Origin of the sequence: Serratia sp. CMO1 (genome assembly GCF_015689115.1) — a bacterium.
GTDB lineage: Bacteria > Pseudomonadota > Gammaproteobacteria > Enterobacterales > Enterobacteriaceae > Serratia > Serratia marcescens.
Map to the genome: position 1 here is coordinate 4,343,837 of NZ_CP065032.1, position 17,442 is coordinate 4,361,278.

13 protein-coding genes are annotated in these 17,442 nt (G+C 61.2%); 3 read left to right on the plus strand and 10 right to left on the minus strand.

The genetic code is table 11. The features are described 5' to 3' along the window. Positions 1–11: 11 nt before the first annotated feature. The 10 genes from IT763_RS20705 to csrD form a co-directional block, all read right to left on the minus strand. Positions 12–776 carry a CDP-diacylglycerol diphosphatase gene (locus IT763_RS20705; protein ID WP_206195468.1) on the minus strand — a complete coding sequence of 255 codons (765 nt, stop codon included), beginning with the start codon at positions 774–776 and terminating at the stop codon, positions 12–14. A 151-nt stretch (positions 777–927) separates the two neighbouring features. Beyond that, positions 928–2,373, minus strand: a complete 1,446-nt coding sequence (tldD, locus tag IT763_RS20710) for a metalloprotease TldD (RefSeq protein ID WP_197758793.1) — start codon at positions 2,371–2,373, stop codon at positions 928–930. 7 nt (positions 2,374–2,380) lie between these two features. Next, positions 2,381–3,241 carry a deaminated glutathione amidase gene (gene nit1 / locus IT763_RS20715; RefSeq protein ID WP_004936930.1) on the minus strand — a complete coding sequence of 287 codons (861 nt, stop codon included), beginning with the start codon at positions 3,239–3,241 and terminating at the stop codon, positions 2,381–2,383. Next, positions 3,238–7,041 carry an AsmA2 domain-containing protein YhdP gene (gene yhdP / locus IT763_RS20720; RefSeq protein ID WP_206194973.1) on the minus strand — a complete coding sequence of 1,268 codons (3,804 nt, stop codon included), beginning with the start codon at positions 7,039–7,041 and terminating at the stop codon, positions 3,238–3,240. The genes nit1 and yhdP overlap by 4 nt, the downstream gene beginning before the upstream one ends. A gap of 88 nt (positions 7,042–7,129) precedes the next feature. Further along, positions 7,130–8,599 (minus strand): ribonuclease G, encoded by a 1,470-nt coding sequence (gene rng / locus IT763_RS20725; protein ID WP_016930237.1) that lies wholly within the window; start codon positions 8,597–8,599, stop codon positions 7,130–7,132. Positions 8,600–8,637: 38 nt separating this feature from the next. Then, positions 8,638–9,222, minus strand: coding sequence for a nucleoside triphosphate pyrophosphatase (locus IT763_RS20730; protein ID WP_004936921.1), 585 nt, complete (start codon positions 9,220–9,222; stop codon positions 8,638–8,640). A gap of 10 nt (positions 9,223–9,232) precedes the next feature. After that, complete coding sequence (gene mreD / locus IT763_RS20735) at positions 9,233–9,721, minus strand: rod shape-determining protein MreD (RefSeq protein WP_004936918.1); 489 nt, start codon at positions 9,719–9,721, stop codon at positions 9,233–9,235. Beyond that, the gene (mreC, locus tag IT763_RS20740) at positions 9,718–10,743 is read right to left on the minus strand and encodes a rod shape-determining protein MreC (RefSeq protein ID WP_028127540.1); all 1,026 of its coding nucleotides are present in this window, start codon (positions 10,741–10,743) and stop codon (positions 9,718–9,720) included. The genes mreD and mreC overlap by 4 nt, the downstream gene beginning before the upstream one ends. A 94-nt stretch (positions 10,744–10,837) precedes the next feature. Continuing rightward, on the minus strand, positions 10,838–11,881 hold the full coding sequence (mreB, locus tag IT763_RS20745) for a rod shape-determining protein MreB (protein WP_003855260.1): 1,044 nt from the start codon (positions 11,879–11,881) through the stop codon (positions 10,838–10,840). A gap of 412 nt (positions 11,882–12,293) precedes the next feature. After that, complete coding sequence (csrD, locus tag IT763_RS20750; RefSeq protein WP_049299914.1) at positions 12,294–14,228, minus strand: RNase E specificity factor CsrD; 1,935 nt, start codon at positions 14,226–14,228, stop codon at positions 12,294–12,296. A gap of 203 nt (positions 14,229–14,431) precedes the next feature. On the opposite strand from csrD, the gene IT763_RS20755 reads away from it, so the two are divergent. The 3 genes from IT763_RS20755 to msrQ all read left to right on the plus strand — a co-directional run bounded on the left by IT763_RS20755 (position 14,432) and on the right by msrQ (position 17,170). Beyond that, positions 14,432–15,409, plus strand: coding sequence for an MDR family oxidoreductase (locus tag IT763_RS20755; protein WP_206194974.1), 978 nt, complete (start codon positions 14,432–14,434; stop codon positions 15,407–15,409). 159 nt (positions 15,410–15,568) lie between these two features. Then, positions 15,569–16,570, plus strand: coding sequence for a protein-methionine-sulfoxide reductase catalytic subunit MsrP (gene msrP, locus IT763_RS20760; RefSeq protein WP_016930240.1), 1,002 nt, complete (start codon positions 15,569–15,571; stop codon positions 16,568–16,570). Further along, complete coding sequence (gene msrQ / locus IT763_RS20765) at positions 16,571–17,170, plus strand: protein-methionine-sulfoxide reductase heme-binding subunit MsrQ (protein WP_016930241.1); 600 nt, start codon at positions 16,571–16,573, stop codon at positions 17,168–17,170. Positions 17,171–17,442 lie beyond the last annotated feature (272 nt).

Genomic DNA, 17,442 nt, shown 5'->3' on the forward strand with positions numbered 1-17,442 from the left:
ATGTAGCAAAATCAACGTGGCAATATCGCGCACTCTTTATCCAGCAGCGACTCTACCGACGCGCGATTGCCGACGTCCCAGCCGCGCTTCGAGGCCAGCAAGATAAACCCTTGCCGGCCGGCAAACGTGGTCGGGACGACGGCCACGCCATATTCCGCCAGCTGCGGCGGCGACAGATGGAAATAATCCGCCAAATCCTTAATCGGGTAGATGCCCATCACGGCTGGCTGCATCACGCGGCGGGCATAGTAGGTGTGGCGCAACAGCTTATCCGGCAAAGGCCGCCATTGTTCCTGTATGTAGGGGCGCTCCGCCAGCAATTGGCGCCGCACGTCCTCGCGCAGACAGGTCAGGTGAATGTGCAACTGGTTTTGGCTGCGCCCGTAAGCGGAGTTGATCGCCATGCCCAACATATCATCCGGCACCGGCCCGCCATACTCGGCGGCCAGCCGGTAACGCATCAGCCAGGCATAGCCAAAATAGTCCGTCCGTTCTCCAACCAGCAGCTGCGGGCTTTCAATGCCGGAGAGCGGCACCGTCGGCACCAGGATAAAGTGATAAGGGTAACGCGGGTTCTGCAGCACGCTAAAGCCCTGCGCTTTCCCCTGCGGCATATAAATCTGCTCGCACGGGGCCGGATTGCGTTTTTGCTGATAGTTGGCCATGCAGAGTTTATCGACCACGCCCCACAGCGCATCGGAACGGGCGCAGCCCGTCAGGGACAGAACGCCCAGCACCAACAGCCAACGCCGAGCGGATAATGCCAGGCGCGTCATTCTTGTCATGCTCTGTTTTTTCGCCACGTCAATTTCATTCCATTATGTCGTGCAGGCTACGGCGTCCTGCCGCGCTTAGCGTTACGAATGCGAGAAAGGCCGCGAAATGGAGCATGGTTGAGGGGCCAACGCATGGCCCCTTGAGGAAAGATTACGCCGTGCCGCCGACGGTTAACGTATCCAGTTTCAGCGTCGGTTGGCCGACGCCTACCGGCACGCTCTGGCCTTCCTTGCCGCACACGCCCACGCCTTTATCGAGCGCCAGATCGTTGCCGACCATCGAGATCTGCTGCATCGCCTCGATGCCGGAGCCGATCAGCGTCGCCCCTTTCACCGGTTTGGTGATGCGGCCCTTTTCGATCAGGTAGGCTTCGGTGGTGGAGAACACGAACTTGCCGGAGGTGATGTCCACCTGACCGCCGCCAAAGTTCGGCGCGTACAGACCGTACTCGACGCTGGCGATGATCTCTTCCGGCGTCGATTGGCCCGCCAGCATGTAGGTGTTGGTCATGCGCGGCATCGGCAGATGCGCGTAGGACTCGCGGCGGCCGTTGCCGGTCGGGGCGACGCCCATCAGCCGCGCGTTGAGCTTGTCCTGCATGTAGCCTCTCAATACGCCGTTTTCAATCAGCACGTTGTACTGGCCCGGCACGCCTTCGTCGTCGATCGCCAGCGAGCCGCGGCGCCCTTGCAGGGTGCCGTCATCCACTACGGTACACAGCTCGGACGCCACCAGCTCGCCCATATGGCCGCTGAACACCGAGGTGCCGCGCCGGTTGAAGTCGCCTTCCAGGCCGTGGCCCACCGCCTCATGCAGCAGCACGCCCGGCCAGCCGGCGCCCAGCACGACCGGCATATTGCCGGCCGGCGCCGCTACCGCGCCGAGGTTGACCAGCGCCATGCGCACCGCTTCTTTAGCGTAAGCGTCGGCGCGCACGTCGCCGTCGACGGTTTCCAGGAAGTAGTCATAGCCGAAACGGCCGCCGCCGCCGCTGGAGCCGCGCTCACGCTTGCCGTCCTGCTCCACCAGCACGCTGACGGAGAGGCGCACCAGCGGGCGAACGTCCGCCGCCAGCGTACCGTCGGTGGCGGCCACCAACACCTGCTCGTAAACGCCGGTAATGCTGGCGTTCACTTCCTGCACTCGCGCATCGGCGGCGCGCGACACCTTGTCGACGCGGTGCAGCAGGGCGATTTTCTCTTCGCGCGGCAGACTTTGCAGCGGATCGAGCAACGGATACAGCGCCCGGTAACCGATCTCACCCAGGGTATGCGCCCGCCCGTCGCCCTGCTCACGCACGATGCTGCGCGCCGCCTGGGCGCTCTGCTGCAGCGCATTCAGGGTGATCTGATCGGCATAGGCGAAGCCGGTCTTCTCACCACTTACGGCGCGCACGCCGACGCCCTGGTCGATATTGTAAGAGCCATCCTTGATGATGCCGTCCTCGATCACCCAGGCTTCATGATAGCTGGACTGGAAATAGAGATCGGCGTAGTCGATACGGCGTTCTGCCAGTTGACCCAGTACCCTGTACAGGTCTTGATGACTCAGCTTGTTGGTAGCGAGTAACTGCTCACTGACAAACGTCAGGCTCATAATGGTTTCACTCTTGATTGGAGGATAGCTTGTCAGACGGCGCCGTCAGCGACGTCTGGAATCGGTTGTGCTGCAGCACCGGCATCTGCGCACGAATATTTTTCAGGCTTGCGGTGTCCACGCGCACCTTCAGCGCCGCCACGGCGTCCGCGTTCTCGGCCAGCACCTTGCCCCAGCCGTCAACAGCCAGCGTGTGGCCCCAGGTGCGACGAGTCGGCCCGTGGCGCCCCACCTGCGCCGGCGCCAGGATCATGCACTGGTTTTCGATCGCCCGGGCGCGCAGCAGGATTTCCCAATGCGCCTCGCCGGTCACCCGGGTAAAGGCAGCCGGCACCGAAATCAGTTCGGCGCCCTGCGCCCGCAACGCCTGGAACAGCGCGGGGAAGCGCAAATCGTAGCATATGGTCATGCCCAAGCGCCCGACCGGCGTATCCACCACCGTCAGGTGCTGCCCGTGCTGGTAGGTATCCGACTCGCGGTAGTGGCCGTGCGCATCGTTGATATCCACATCGAACATGTGCAGTTTGTCATAGCGGGCGCGGATCTCGCCCTGCTCGTCGAACAACAGGCTGCTGGTGGTGATAAGTTCCGGGTTTTCGCGGCTGATCAAGGGCATCGAGCCCACCAGCAACCACACCCCATAGCGGCGCGCCAGCTCGCGCACCGCGTTCTGCAGCGGGCCATCGCCCTGTTTTTCCGCCTGTTGGCGGTAGGCCGCGGAGTTGGCGAACAGCAGCGCGTTCTCCGGCGTCATGACCAGTTTTACCCCGGCATTGAGCTGCTTGATCTGCTGTTCAATCTGGGCCAGGTTATCGCGCACCTGATCGCCACTGCACAACTGTAACAACGCAACATTAGCATTCCTCATGACGCCTTATCCTCCTTTGCCTTACGAAGTACCTCATTGATCTTCGGCTGGTCAAGATCGCCGCCGATATGGTAGCGAATCAGCGAAATCTTGCTCCACAGCGGCCCCAGCACCTGCGAGGCGGCAAATACCGCCGCGCCGACGATCGGGTTGACGACAAACGCCGTGGCCACGCCGACGGTCGCCGAAATCGCCGGCGCCACCACCGCCTCCATATCGATGCGGCGGCGCGCCAGATCGATCTGGCCGCTCATGGCGATGTCCGCCGCCAGGCCGTCGATCAATAGATTATCAGTATGCATTATGCCATCTTTCAGCCAGGCGGTGCTGCGGATGGAATCAAAGTAGAAACCTTTGCCGAAGGTATCGCTGAAATCGAACTGCAGCTTGCGCAGCAGGGCGTCGAAGCTGACCAGCCGCAGCAGCTGGCCGGCGCGGCCGCCGCCCATGCTGTCTATCTCGCCCTTGCCCATCTTGACCTGCAGCGCGCCGCTTAACGTATTGACCTGCGGCTGCCACGGCGCGCCGTGCCAGTACAGATCGAAGTCCACGTCGTAAGGCGCCCCCTTCAGCGGGATAGTGATGCCGAAGAAGGCGGCGGTTTCATCGATCTTGCCGCCGAGCAGTTTGCCTTTCAGCGAGCTGCGCTCTTCCTGCGCGTTTTGTTTCCACAGGCCGGTGGCGCTCATACGCCCTTTACCGGTATCGACCAGGCCGTGATCCAGCGTCAGGGTATCCCCCCGATTAGTCAGATCCGCCTCGACCTTGCCGAGGTTCTGCCCCAGCACCCAGCACGACTTACAGCGCAGCATCAGCGAAGGCCAGTCGCGGAAGGAAACTTTCTCGGTCGACGGCGACGGTGCGCCCGCCGCGTTTTTCGTCTCGGCGAACTGTGGGTTGTAATACAGGTAGTTGATATCGGCGCGCCACGGCCCGCGATCGGCCACCCGCAGGCTGCCGTCCACTTCGTCGCTCTTGGCGCTCACCAGGGTAGCGCCAAGCTGTTTTTCGGCCGATAGCGTCAGCTTATGCCAGGCCTGGCCGCCCAACAGCAGCTGCGGCGTAGTCAGCGCCACGGTGGTAGGGAAGCTGAAACCGCCCACCTGACCGCTGCCGCCGCCCTGTTTCAGTGCCGGCGCCAGCAGCGCCAGCCACTGCTCACCGTCCAGCGCCGGCAGATTCAGCGTCATCGACTTGCCGGCCGGCAGCGGCGGCGTGCCGCCCCCGTTGGTTTGCCAGGCGGCGCGCGCCAGATTCACCTGTTTTTTATCGAAGTTCCATTCGCTGTTGAAGCGGTTCTGTTTGCCCGCGCTGCCGGTCAACATGAAACCGTTCAGACCGCCTTTGACCTTGACGTTCACCGGCAGTGCCTCGCCCGGTGCCTTGTCCAGCGGTGAAGGTAAGTGACTGCTCACTTTCTTCAAATCCGCGTCAATGCCGATATCATAGCTGGCCGAGCCCTGATGCGGCAGCGTGATGGCCACCTGGCTCTGCCAGGGCGCGCTGCCGCTGAGCGCATCAGCGGCCTCTTTTGGCAGGCCGGGGAACTTGCCCGGCTGCCAGTCGCCCTTCAGGCCGACATTGATCTTGTAATCGCGATCGCCTTCCTGCGTGGAAAAGTTGACCGCCACCGGCTGCCCGAACCAGTTGGCCGACAAGGGGTCGCTCTGCAGGTTGCCGTTGTCGAAGCGGAACTTGCCGCTGAGCTTTTGCAGTTCGCTGTCCAGCGGCTTTATCAGCAACGAATTGTTGTTCAGCGCCACTTCGCCGGTGGCTCTGACCTGCTCGCCGTCCAGGGGAATATCAAGATGTAAGCGCCCACTGACATCACCGCCAATCTGCAGCTGCTCCAGCGCCGCCCCGAGCGAATCGTGCAACGGCGTCTGCATGAAGTAGTCATGCACGTCGCTGCCCGCCCCCGCGACTTCGGCGTCGATTAGCAGCCGCTCTTTCAGGTAATCCGGGATCACCGCGCTGATATTTTTACCCGCCACCTTACCCAATCGGGTTTGCGGCGCATGCATCCACAATCCCTCGTTGGCGAAATCGAGATCGATCGCCAAATCGGTCAGCGCCGGCCAGCCCGGTTGGAACTGGAAGGTGGCGTGACGTAGCGGTACGAAGACTTCAAACTGCCCTTCGTTTTTACGATACGGGAAGTGCTGCGGATCGCCGGAATAAATCAGCGTGGCGTTATCCACCTGGCCGCCCTGAATAGCGCCGCTCAGGTAATCCACCAGATGCTTGCCCATCAGCGGCTCCGGGAAATAGCGCCAGGCGTCGGCGCCGTCATACAGGCGGATACCCGCCAGGATGTTCAGCCACGGATCGCCCTTGGCCGGCTGCTGGTAGCGAAAATCGCCGTTGACCCACAGCGACTTCGCTTTGACGTCCAGCCCCTGGCTCGCCAGCTCCCAACCCTGCTGGTTATAGCGCCAGGTCAGCGCGCCGCGCGCGCTGCTGACTTCAAGCGGCGCACGGAACATATCGCCGTAAGGCAGGGTGCTGTCGGTGAGCCCCAGCGTCAGACGGCCGTTCTCCACCCCGCCGCTCAACGCGCCGGAGAAATGGTTGACGCCCGGCAGCAGTTCCCAACGTTGCCAGCTGACATCGCGCCACAGCGCCTGGAACCGGCTCTTTTCCGGCTGCTTGAGCGGGATGTCCAGCGCCAGCGCTGCCACCTGCCCCTGCGGCTGCAGATCGTTCCAGCGGTCGAGCACGTCCGGGCTGAGGAACGAGAAGGTCGGCAACAGCGCCGACAGACGCTCCAGCTGAATATCAGTCGCGCGCACCCGCAGCTCTTCATTCTGCGCCGGCCCCATGAACTCGGTGTTTTCCGGCAGCCACATGGCGGAAAGCGCGCCCTGCGGCCAGGCCTGGCCGTCGGTGCTCAAACGCAGCTGCGGGACGTCGAGCTGCCAACCGGTGCCCTGGCGGCGCAGCGACAGCGCCAGATTGTCCACGTCCAGCCGGTGCTGCGCGGCGCCGGTATCCCAGTTGGCCGCCCCCTGCTTGAGCAACGCATGGCCGCCGGCGATCTCGCCGTTCTGCACCTGCAGCCAGGCCGCCAGGCTGAAATCGGCGCTTTCCAGCCCGGTGTTGGCGCGCAGCCAGCGGGTAAACCAGGGTTTCATGTCGATGTTGTCGGCCTGCAGGTAGACCGTACCGGTATCCAGCAGGCCTTGATTGTCACGCAGGTCCATGCGCAGCTGCACCACGCCGTGTTGGCCATTCAGCGTCGACAGGCTGATCTCCCCCTCGGCGCGGTGGCGGTCGCGGCCGTTGAGCCAGGTCAACTGAGGAATGTCGAATTCGGCGCGCGCGCCGGCGGGCGTCAGGAATGAAATACGGCTGTCGCGCAGATCGAAATGGTCGAGCTGGCGCAGCATCAGATCGCTGATTTTACCGGGTTCAAGGCCATCGCCCTGCCGATCGCCGCCCAGCGTGGCGTTCAAATCGAGGCGGAATTGATAGAAGGTCAGATCGCGGAACTGCCAGCGCCAGTGCAACAGCGACTGCCACACATCCAGCGCCAGCGTCACGCGCTCGATATGCACATCGCTTTTGGGCAGCGTAACGCTCAGGTTACGCACTTCAAGCTGTGGGCCGAAGGTTTCCCAACTGCCCTGCAGGAAATCCATCTGCACGGGCACGCCGGACAGCTTCTCCACCTGCGCCAGCAGTTGGGGACGGTAGTCGTTCAGCTTCGGCAGCATCAGGCGCAGCCCGCTGATCAGCAGCGCCACAATCACGATTAGGGTGGCGCCTGTTGCTAACAGAATCCCAGGCAGTCGCCTCACGCAGTTCTCCTTGCTCCGCTGCCTGGCAACGGGAATATCTATGCACTGACGGGCCCGGCGTGCCGAGCCCCTATCGATGTCGGGCGGGCTACATCATGACGACGTCGAACTGCTCCTGGCTGTACAACGGTTCGATCTGCACCTTCACCTGTTTGCCGACGAAAATCTCCACTTCGGCCAGCGCATGCGACTCTTCGCTCTTCAGCGCTTCGCCGACCGCCGCCGAAGCGTACACCAGGAAGCGATCGGAATCGTAAGCGTGATGCACGCGCACAATCTCGCGCAGGATCTCGTAGCACACGGTTTCCACCGTTTTCACGGTGCCGCGCCCATTGCAAGTAGGACAATCGTGACAGAGCACATGTTCAATGCTTTCACGCGTTCGTTTACGCGTCATTTCAACTAAGCCTAGCTGAGAGAAGCCGTTGATCGTGGTTTTTACCCGATCTTTACTCAACGCCTGCTCCAGCGAGTGCAGCACCCGGCGGCGATGCTCTTCGTTGTTCATATCGATAAAGTCGATGATGATGATGCCGCCCAGATTGCGCAGCCGCAGCTGGCGCGCAATGGCCTGCGTCGCCTCGATGTTGGTATTGAAGATGGTTTCGTCGAGGTTGCGGTGGCCGACGAAGGCGCCGGTGTTGATGTCGACCGTGGTCATCGCCTCGGTCTGATCGATGATCAGATAGCCGCCGGACTTCAGCTCCACCTTGCGCTCCAGCGCACGCTGGATCTCGTTTTCCACATCGTACAGATCGAAAATCGGCTGGCTGCCGGTATAGAGCTCGAGCTTGTTGGTGATGTCCGGGATGTACTCACCGGTGAACTCCACCAGCAGATCGTGCGTCAGCCGCGAATCGACGCGGATGCGATCCAGCGCCGCGCCGGCGAAATCGCGCAAAATGCGCTGCGCCAACGCCAGCTCGCCGTACAGCTTGTATTTGGTCTGGTTGCGCTTCTTGCGCTCCATCACCTTGGTCCACAGGCGTTTGAGGAATGCGGCGTCCTGCGCCAGCTCTTCCTCGCCGATGCCTTCCGCCGCGGTGCGGATGATAAAACCGCCCAGCTCGTCGCAGTGCGGCGCCACGATCGCCTTCAGGCGCTCGCGCTCGGCTTCGCTTTCGATGCGCTGCGACACGCCGACGTGCGCCGCGCCCGGCATGAAGACCAGATAACGCGAAGGCAGCGTGATATCGGTGGTCAGACGCGCGCCCTTGGTGCCAAGCGGATCTTTCACCACCTGCACCATCAGGTCTTGCCCCTGGCGCACCAGCTCGGCGATGTCGCGCACGTGGAAGTTTTTCCGCTCGTCGCCGGCGACGCATTCGGTATGCGGCATGATGTCGGAGGCGTGCAGGAAGGCGGCCTTGTCCAGGCCGATGTCGACGAACGCCGCCTGCATGCCCGGCAGGACGCGGCTGACGCGCCCTTTATAAATATTGCCGACGATGCCGCGTTTGGATTCGCGTTCGATATGGATCTCTTGCAGAATGCCGCCATCGATATAGGCGACCCGCGTTTCAGACGGTGTGATATTAACCAGTAGCTCAGCTGTCATGCCTTCTCCTCAGAGCCGGTCGATAATGGCAGCGCCCATCAACCGGTTCTTACATCACGTAATGCGACAAAATTACTGAGCAGCTCATGTGTTTCGACCAGCGGCAGACCAACCACTGCGTGATAACTCCCGGTTATCGTTCTGACGAAACAACCACCCTTTCCTTGAATTCCATAGGCGCCCGCCTTATCCATCGGTTCGCCCGTAGCAATATAGTCGCGGATATCCTGTTGTGACAGGCTGCGGAACGTCACGTCGGTCACCACCAGTTGGCAACGCACGTCGTGGCGATCGGCGATCGCCACTGCCGTCATCACCTGATGCTGCTTGCCGGACAGGGCCGCCAGCATGTCCGCCGCATGGGCTTCGTCGCGCGGCTTCTCCAGCACCCGGCCGTTGAGCACCACGATGGTGTCGGCGCCCAGCACCGGCCGATCTTCCTGCGCCAGCGCCACGCCCGCTTTGGCCTTGTCCTGCGCCAGGCGGCGCACATAGGCCTCCGCGGCTTCGCCTTCCCGGCGCTGCTCTTCGGTATGCGTCAGCAGAATGTCGAACGACACGCCCAGCAGGGTCAGCAGTTCACGTCGACGTGGGGAGCCGGAGGCCAGATAAAGCGAAGTCATTGATATACCCTTACTGTACGGCGAACTGACGGCGGATTTTGCGCATCAACAGGAATAACCACGGCCACAAAATGCCGTTTACCACACTACTCCAGAACACCTCTGGGCGGAAAGAGACGTTGATCACTAAAAACTCAGCCCAGAACACCACCACATCCATCGACAGCGACAGCAGCACGACGATAAGCGCCTGTTGCCACAGCGCCATATTGCGGAACAGTTGGAATTTGAACGCCACCAGATAGGCGATGATGCCCAGCGCCAGCGCGCGCACGCCCAACGTGGAACCGAGGATCAGATCCATGATCAGCCCCAGCACGAAGCCGGTGCCGACGTTGACCCGGTGCGGCAAAGCCATCACCCAGTAGATCAGGATCAACACCAGCCAGGAAGGCCGGAACATGTAGATCTGTTCCGGCCACGGCATGATTTGCAGCACCAACGCCACCAGGAACGACAGCCAGATTATCCAGCGCCCGTGGCTGCGGTAGCTGTTCATTGCACCACCCCCGCCGCCGCGGGCTGAACCTGAGGCTGAGCAGAGGCCGGAGCCGTGGTTTGCGGCGCCACCCCGGTGGCCGGAGCCGGCAGTTGCGGCCCGACGGAACCGGCAGGCGGCAGCACCTGCGGCATCATCTGCATCAGGCGTTCATTGGCCACGCGGTGCACTTCGTCCGGCGGCAGCGGCATGTCGCCGTTGCGATCGGCGCCCCACAGCAGCAACAGGTAACGCAAGCGCTGCAGACCGGCGGTCGGCCGCGCCTGAATCACAGTGTAAGCGCGCTGGTTGTCGACCTTGACCGAGGAGACCACCGCCACCGGATAGCCTTCCGGGAAGCGGCCGCCGAGACCGGAGGTGACCAGCACGTCGCCAACGCGGATATCGGTGTTGTTCGGCAGATGCTCCAGTTGCAGATCGTCGGCGCAGCCGCTGCCTGCGGCGATCACCCGAATATCGTTGCGCAGCACCTGGATCGGCAGCGCATGCGAGGCGTCGCAGATCAGCAGCACGCGGCTGGTGACTTTCGCCACCGCCACCACCTGACCGACCACGCCCTTGTCGCTGATGACCGGCTGGCCTTCATAGACGCCGTTGTCCGACCCTTTGTCGATCACCACCTGATCGCTATACGGATCGGAACCGGTGGAGATCACCTGGGTGACCATCTTGTGTTCGTCCTGACGCAGCGGAGAACCCAGCAGCTCGCGCAAGCGGGCGTTTTCCTGCTTGAATTGGCCAAGAAGAAGAATATCGCTGTTTTTCAGCAGCAGTTCCTGCCGCAGAGCGCGGTTTTCCAGCTCCAGCTGTTGGCGGGTGGCCAGCGTCTCTGACACGCTGTCCAAAACTTTACGTGGCCCGTTGGCCAGAAAATAGAAAGGGCTGACTGCGGTGTCCATGTAGTTGCGTATCTTCACGAACGTGCCGAGCCGGCTGTCGGCAACGATCAGGCCAATGGCCGCAATCACCGCCAAAAAAAGTCGCAGTTGCAGGGAAGGCCCCCTGCTAAAAATCGGCTTCATAAATTATGCGAGTTCCTCGACAACAGAAAGAGGAACCGTACCCGATTCTCGCTGTGCGCATTCATCCGATACGATTCCTCCTTCCAGGGGCTGACTATTCTTCGCTGAACAAATCGCCGCCGTGCATGTCGATCATTTCCAACGCCTTGCCGCCGCCGCGCGCCACGCAGGTCAGCGGATCTTCCGCCACTACGACCGGGATGCCGGTTTCTTCCATCAGCAGGCGATCGAGGTTGCGCAGCAGCGCGCCGCCGCCGGTCAATACCATGCCGCGTTCGGAAATGTCGGAGGCCAATTCTGGCGGGCACTGCTCCAGCGCCACCATCACCGCGCTGACGATGCCGGTCAGCGGCTCTTGCAGGGCTTCGAGGATTTCATTGGAGTTCAGGGTAAAGCCGCGCGGTACGCCTTCGGCCAGGTTACGGCCGCGGACTTCGATTTCGCGCACTTCGTCGCCTGGATAGGCAGAACCGATTTCGTGCTTGATGCGCTCGGCGGTGGCTTCGCCGATCAGCGAGCCGTAGTTGCGGCGCACATAATTGATGATGGCTTCATCGAAGCGGTCGCCGCCGATGCGCACGGAAGAGGAGTACACCACGCCGTTCAGCGAGATCACCGCCACTTCAGTGGTACCGCCACCGATATCCACCACCATGGAGCCTGTCGCTTCGGAGACCGGCAGACCTGCGCCGATCGCCGCCGCCATCGGCTCTTCAATCAGAAACACTTCGCGCGCGCCGGCCCCTTGGGCGGATTCGCGGATCGCGCGGCGTTCAACCTGGGTCGCGCCGACCGGCACACAGACCAGCACGCGCGGGCTTGGGCGCATGAAGCTGTTGCTGTGAACCTGTTTGATAAAGTGCTGCAGCATTTTTTCGGTCACGAAGAAGTCGGCGATCACGCCGTCTTTCATCGGGCGAATAGCCGCGATGTTGCCGGGGGTGCGGCCCAGCATCTGTTTGGCGTCATGACCGACGGCCGCAACGCTCTTTGGGGAGCCGGCACGATCCTGACGAATGGCAACCACCGAAGGTTCATTCAGTACGATGCCTTGCCCTTTAACATAAATCAGGGTATTGGCGGTACCCAAGTCGATGGACAAGTCGTTGGAAAACATGCCACGAAATTTCTTAAACATAACGAAAGGATAATCCTGCAAGCTGGGGGCGGAAAATAAAATCCGCCTACTTTACCAACCACACGAAGCAGCGACAAGGCGCAAAAACGTTCTACTTCGGTGAAAAATAGTCTGTATTGTTTCTGCTCGAATGCACGGAAATTGGATGAGGCCTGAATTCCCTGAACAAAGGCTCAGTTTACCACCCTGTCAACGCACGAAACGGCGTAACACAGCTCATAAAATCTAACATATTCCCTGATTGCCGCCGATGGTAAGCACCTACCAACGCCAACCAGATAAAAGCTGACAAGAGCCTATCTCAAATAGGCGTTGTTGTCGCAGGCAGTTTGGAAAAAACTCCAAAAAGACGGTAACGAGGCCCAGATGGATCCGGCCCTCATTCTACGTCAATTTTTGTCCGTCAATCAGCTTAAACGCGATAACGACGTGAATATTTTTTACGCCCCACGTCGATAGGTTCCGGCGATGCGAAAAAGTCGCCCTGTCCGCCATGGATCCCACGCTCTTTCAGCGTCTGCCATTCGTTGCGCGTGCGTACGCCGGCGGCGAACACCTGAGCGCGCGTGCCCGCGCAGGCGCCGGTCAGGCTCTGCACGAACAGCTGGTTTTCGTCCCGCTTATCGATGCTCCGCACCAGCCCCGGGTGGAGCTTGACGATCTCCACCTGCAGCGACTTGATATAGGACGTACTGACCACGGTTAAACCCGCTTTGGACACCGCGAGACGGCAGCCCAGCCCTGACAGCAGCCTCAGCACCGGACGCAAACGGTCGATATGTTGACACACATCTGCCTCCGCAAGTTCAATCAGAATTCGCCGACGATGGCTTTTTTCGCATTGCAACAGCGTATCGCGCAGCCAGCGCTGGAAAGAGCGCTGCAAAATCGAGTCCACGCACAGCGGAAACGCCAGCGTTTCCTCGGGCCACTGCGCCAACAAGGGAATGATGCGGCTCACCTGTTGGCGATCGTAACTCTCCGCCAAGCCGAGCTGCTGCACCAGCGGCATATATTCCGCCGGCAGCAATTCCTGGGTGCCGTCATAGATCCGGCTCATGATCTCACGATGGTGCACCTCGCCTTCCACGGTCACCGCCGGTTTCTGATACAGCCGCGGGCCACCGCGCGCCAGCACCTGTTCCAGCAGCGTGCGCCACTTGACGCTGCCGCGCCCCTTTTCCGGCACCTGGCTGTCGTACACATACCACCCGTTTTCGCCCTGCAGCGTAGCGTGGCGCGTCGCCTGCTCCGCATAGTCGATCACCTGCTCGGTGGTTTGACCGCTGCGGTACGCCACGATGCCGATGTGCAGGAAGGCCTCGCGATCGATCAGCGCCGTGGAAGGCAAGGCATCGATGGCGTTGACCAGCTGTGAAGCGATGCCGTCGGCTTCCTTCAGGGTTCGATGCGGCAACAGCACGGTAAAATCGCTGTGGAAGTAGCGCGCCAGCAGCGCCGACGGGTAGCGCATCACGAAGGTAGACAGCAGGTTGACCAGCGAATACATCAGCTCTTGCACCGCCACGCTGCCGTGCGTCTCGCGCAGAGTCTCGAAATCGGGCAGCCGCACCATCATCACGATGCCGTGCGAGCCTTCATCCTCCAGCTGAGTGGTCAATTGGTTATCGAAGAACAGGCGATTATTCAGCCCGGTTTTGGCGTCCTGCGCGGCGAAGGCGCGGATCAGCGTATCGACCCGGCTGCGCTCTTCCCGCGCTTCCGCCAGATCGGCCAGCAGGCGGTCGAGCGCGCCGCTGACGTTGGCCGGCCACTCACGCACGTCGCCCTGCATGACGTTTTCACGCTCGCCGTTCAGAATGCGCCGCGCGCGGCGTTCCAGACGATCTTCGCCGTCGGCCTGCTCACGCAGCCAGCGCAGGCTGAACAGCAAAATCACCACCATGACGACGATCGACAGCGTGACGGCGGCGGTGGATTGCAGCGTGCGCACGTCGCTGGCGAAGGGATCGAGGTAGGTGATGTGCAGCGTACTGCCCGGGTGCTGCAACAGAGTTCGCGAGACCTGACGATAGCCGTTCAGCGCATCCCAGGGCTCTTTTTTCAGCGTCGGCAATTTATAGTCGAGCAGTTGGCTGGTCCCGGCCTCTACGCGGATCGACACAATGCCGAGCGGGCGCATGACAATCGGCAACCACTTCTCCTGATCGCGCGGCGATTCATGCAACATGGCTTGATCGAGAGAGGTGGCCAGCGAATCAAAGCGGCGCTCCTGGCGATCCTGGGTAACGTAAAAGAAGCTGTATGAGCATCCCATCAGCATCAAAAACATCGCCAGCGCGACCAACAGAGTGATCAATGCAGAGAGTTTGGTGGTAAATCGCATCCCTGTGCCTTGTCCGCTATGGTTAAGTGAGTGTGCCCCTTTAGCTAAAAGGAGCCGTCCAACCCTAACAAGCCTTGCCGAGGAATAAAACCTGCAAGCGCCGTTTTTGTCCTTTATCAGGACTTGGGCCGCTTATTATGCATATAGTCAAATAAATGTGATTCAGCCATTGATAGAAAAGTGTAAACGAGAGGAAGAGTGACATGCGTGCACTGTTATTGGAACAACAAGACGACCAAACTCTGGCTCATATCAAAGATATCAGCAGCGATCGGTTGCCGGAAGGCGATGTCACCGTCGACATCAACTGGTCCAGCCTAAATTATAAGGATGCGCTGGCGATCACCGGCAAAGGCAAGATCGTGCGCAACTTCCCGATGGTGCCGGGCATCGATTTCGCCGGCACCGTGCGCCACAGCCGCGACGATCGCTTCAAAGAGGGGCAAAGCGTGGTGCTCACCGGCTGGGGCGTGGGCGAACACCACTGGGGCGGCCTGGCCGAGCAGGCGCGCGTCTCCGGTGAGTGGCTGGTGCCGCTGCCGAACGGGCTGGATGAGCGCAAGGCGATGATCATCGGCACCGCCGGCTTTACCGCCATGCTGTGCGTGATGGCGCTGGAGGAAGGCGGCGTGCACCCGGACGACGGCGATATCCTGGTCACCGGCGCCAGCGGCGGCGTGGGCAGCACCGCCATCGCCCTGCTGGCGGCGCTGGGTTACCGGGTGACCGCCATCAGCGGCCGCGACAGCAATACCGAGTACCTGAAAGCGCTCGGCGCCAAAGAGGTGATGTCGCGCGATGGCTATATCGAAACGCCGCGTCCGCTGGAGAAACAACGGTGGGCCGGCGCAGTGGACACCGTCGGCGACAAACTGCTGGCGCGGGTGCTGGCGCAGATGAACTATAACGGCACCGTCGCCGCCTGCGGCCTGGCGGGCGGTTATCAGCTGCCGACCACCGTGATGCCGTTCATTCTGCGCAACGTGCGCCTGCAGGGCGTGGATTCGGTGCATACGCCGCTGCACCGCCGCCAAACCGCCTGGGAACGGCTGGCCGGCATTTTGCCGGACAGCTTCTATCAGCAGGCCACGCATGAAATCGCCCTCGAGCAGGCGCCGGCCACCGCCGCCGCGCTGCTGAACAACCAAATCACCGGCCGCACCCTGGTGAAAATCCGCTGACTTTCTTCCCCCCGACAACGGGGGGAGTTCTCCCGCTTCTGCGAAATTTCATATTTTCCCGTGCCCCCTCGCTTCCGGCCGGCTTTAGCGCCATGCTTATTTCATGAAGACCCGTCAGCCGCTCGCGGACGGCGGGCATCAGTCGCGGAGAACATAAGCATGAACAAACACCCGAAATTAACCGAGGCCGACGTCACGCCGGAGAGCGTGTTCCACCAGCGGCGCAAGGTGCTGCAGGCGCTCGGCATCACCGCCGCTACGCTGGCGCTGCCTACCGGCGCGCAGGCGGACCTGCTGTCGTGGTTCAAGGGCAACGATCGCCCCAAGGCGCCGCCGGGCAAAGCGCTGGCATTCAGCAAACCGGCCGCCTGGCAGGCGCAGCTGGCGATGACGCCGGAAGACAAGGTGACCGGCTACAACAACTTCTATGAGTTCGGCCTCGACAAAGCCGATCCGGCCGCCAACGCTGGCGGGCTAAAGACCGAAGGCTGGAAAGTGCGCATCGATGGTGAAGTGGCGAAACCGATCACGCTGGATATCGACGATCTGATGAAGCGTTTCCCGCTGGAACAGCGCATTTACCGCATGCGCTGCGTCGAGGCCTGGTCGATGGTGGTGCCGTGGATCGGTTTCGAACTGGGCAAGCTGATCAAGCTGGCCGAACCGAACAGCAACGCGCGCTACGTGGCCTTCCAGACGCTGTACGATCCGGAGCAGATGCCCGGCCAGAAAGATCGCTTTATCGGCGGCGGCCTGAAATATCCCTACGTCGAAGGGCTGCGGCTGGACGAGGCGATGCATCCGCTGGCGCTGCTGACCGTCGGCGTATACGGCAAAACCCTGCCGCCGCAAAACGGCGCGCCGCTGCGGCTGATCACGCCGTGGAAATACGGCTTCAAAGGCATCAAATCGATCGTGCATATGCGTTTGGTGCGCGATCAGCCGCCGACTACCTGGAACCAATCCGCGCCGAACGAGTACGGTTTTTACGCCAACGTGAATCCGCACGTTGATCATCCGCGCTGGTCGCAGGCCACCGAGCGCTTTATCGGCTCCGGCGGCATTCTCGACGTCAAACGCCAACCGACGCTGCTGTTCAACGGTTATGCCGACCAGGTAGCGTCGCTGTATCGCGGCATGGATCTGCGGGAGAATTTCTAAGTGCGCCTGACGCCTGTTCATATCAAATGGCTGAAAGCCGCCCTGCATCTGGCGGCGTTTTTGCCCTTTTTGTGGTTGGTGCTGGCAGTGGATCAAGGCTGGTTCAGCGCCGATCCGTCCAAGGACATCCAGCATTTCACCGGCAGGATGACGCTGAAACTGCTGCTGGCCACGCTGGCTATCGCCCCGCTGGCGCGCTACGCCCGGCAGCCGCTACTGATCCGCTGTCGCCGTCTGGTGGGGCTGTGGTGCTTTGCCTGGGGCACGCTGCACCTGATAAGCTACTCCACGCTGGAGCTGGGGCTGAGCAATCTCGGCCTGCTGGGCAGCGAACTGGTGAACCGGCCCTATCTGACGCTCGGCATCCTCACCTGGCTGATCCTGCTGGCGCTGGCGGCCACGTCGACGCTGTGGGCGATGCGCAAACTGGGCGCCAAATGGCAAACGTTGCACAACTTCGTCTATCTGGCGGCGATCCTCGCCCCCATCCACTACCTGTGGTCGGTCAAAACCTTTTCTCCCCAGCCGTTCATTTACGCGCTGTTGGCGGTGGCGCTGTTGGGCCTGCGTTACAAGAAATTCCGCGCCTGGTGGCGCTGAATCGCACGGCGATACGCGTTATCGCCGTAGAAAAACGCACGCCGCCGTCGGGAACTTTTTCTGTGTTCCAGCGCTCATATTCCCGTCGCGGCCCCCCGAGTTGGTCGATTTGGGGTTGAATATCTTCGCTGATAAGACCAGTATTTAGCTGCGAATTGCTACGATATCGTTATAATGCCCGACCTTGTTTCTGTTCTCAGGGTGAATTTGCCCCTTAACAGGTGACAAATCGGTAACATCGGGTTATTTTCTACGATGATGGTTTTATTGCC

What these genes read in the sequence shown, in the direction of transcription:
- msrP (WP_016930240.1), top strand. Translation starts at nt 15,569, where the DNA reads ATGAACAAACACCCGAAATTAACCGAGGCCGACGTCACGCCGGAGAGC.
- IT763_RS20705 (WP_206195468.1), bottom strand. Translation starts at nt 776, where the DNA reads ATGACGCGCCTGGCATTATCCGCTCGGCGTTGGCTGTTGGTGCTGGGC.
- mreD (WP_004936918.1), bottom strand. Translation starts at nt 9,721, where the DNA reads ATGAACAGCTACCGCAGCCACGGGCGCTGGATAATCTGGCTGTCGTTC.
- IT763_RS20755 (WP_206194974.1), top strand. Translation starts at nt 14,432, where the DNA reads ATGCGTGCACTGTTATTGGAACAACAAGACGACCAAACTCTGGCTCAT.
- mreB (WP_003855260.1), bottom strand. Translation starts at nt 11,881, where the DNA reads ATGTTTAAGAAATTTCGTGGCATGTTTTCCAACGACTTGTCCATCGAC.
- IT763_RS20730 (WP_004936921.1), bottom strand. Translation starts at nt 9,222, where the DNA reads ATGACTTCGCTTTATCTGGCCTCCGGCTCCCCACGTCGACGTGAACTG.
- nit1 (WP_004936930.1), bottom strand. Translation starts at nt 3,241, where the DNA reads ATGAGGAATGCTAATGTTGCGTTGTTACAGTTGTGCAGTGGCGATCAG.
- csrD (WP_049299914.1), bottom strand. Translation starts at nt 14,228, where the DNA reads ATGCGATTTACCACCAAACTCTCTGCATTGATCACTCTGTTGGTCGCG.
- mreC (WP_028127540.1), bottom strand. Translation starts at nt 10,743, where the DNA reads ATGAAGCCGATTTTTAGCAGGGGGCCTTCCCTGCAACTGCGACTTTTT.
- tldD (WP_197758793.1), bottom strand. Translation starts at nt 2,373, where the DNA reads ATGAGCCTGACGTTTGTCAGTGAGCAGTTACTCGCTACCAACAAGCTG.
- rng (WP_016930237.1), bottom strand. Translation starts at nt 8,599, where the DNA reads ATGACAGCTGAGCTACTGGTTAATATCACACCGTCTGAAACGCGGGTC.